Here is an 840-nt window from a genome sequence, read left to right as displayed (position 1 = left end):
CACAGCACTCGCTTTCGCTGGGGGGCGGTGGCGCCCGAGATGGTCAGATCCACACGCGAGATCTCACGGCCGAACAGCCGCGACAGGCGCGTGCGCAGTTCGCTCTGGGCGGCGGCGGCCGCCTCGAGCACGGGGGTGGCGGCCTGCACGGCCGCGGTGTCGTCGAGGCGCGGCACCGGGAACGGCGACGTCACGCGCACGGCGGCGGTGTCGCGGGCCGAGACGATCTCGACGTGGACGTTCTTGGCATCCACCCCGATCACGTCCGCCGCCGCGCGCTGCGCGGTCTTCTCGAGGACGCGGTCGGCGACCTCGACCCGGCCCGAGGGCAGCCCGGGCCCGGCAACCGCGGTGCGGTCGCCGGGCCGGACGGGGGTGACGGTGGTCACGAGGTACTCCGACCCGTGAAGGCGTTGACGATGTTGCGGAAGTCGATCTCACCCGAGGCGACGCGGGCGACGACCGCACCGATCGCCATGAACAGGGCCACGAGGACGAATCCTCCGAAGCCGAAGATCAGGGCGCTCAGCGCGAGGATGAGCCCGAAGAGGGCGCCGGTGGTGACGGGGGTCAACGGACGCGCTTCTCGTCGTCGTCGTTGTCGTCGTCGCCCGGGATGTGCACGTCGTTCACGTCGACGTTGACCTCGACGACCTCGAGACCGACGAGGTGGCTGATGGCACCGGCCACGCGCGAGCGCACCTGGTCCGCGACCTCCTGGATCTGCGCGCCGTACTCGACGACGATCGTGACGTCGACCGCGGCCTGGGTCTCGCCGACCTCGACCTTGACGCCCTGCGTCAGGTCGGTGGCGTTGATCGCGTCACGGATGGCACCGAG

At 71.2% G+C, this 840-nt stretch carries 3 protein-coding genes; all 3 read right to left on the bottom strand.

All coding sequences use genetic code 11. From position 1 onward, the window contains the following. Nucleotides 1-389, bottom strand: a 389-nt coding sequence (locus ACTJJP_RS17365) for a hypothetical protein (protein WP_440776238.1), incomplete at its 3' end; no start/stop codon positions are given. Beyond that, a complete protein-coding gene (locus ACTJJP_RS17360) occupies nt 386-574 on the bottom strand; it encodes a DUF2273 domain-containing protein (RefSeq protein ID WP_440776237.1) in 189 nt (62 codons plus the stop codon). The genes ACTJJP_RS17360 and ACTJJP_RS17365, both read right to left, overlap by 4 nt. Beyond that, nucleotides 571-840, bottom strand: a 270-nt coding sequence (locus ACTJJP_RS17355; protein ID WP_440776236.1) for an Asp23/Gls24 family envelope stress response protein, incomplete at its 5' end; no start/stop codon positions are given. The genes ACTJJP_RS17360 and ACTJJP_RS17355, both read right to left, overlap by 4 nt.

Source organism: Microbacterium sp. 22296 (assembly GCF_052045385.1).
Taxonomy (GTDB): Bacteria; Actinomycetota; Actinomycetes; order Actinomycetales; family Microbacteriaceae; genus Microbacterium.
This window is presented reverse-complemented; position numbering and strand designations above follow the sequence as displayed.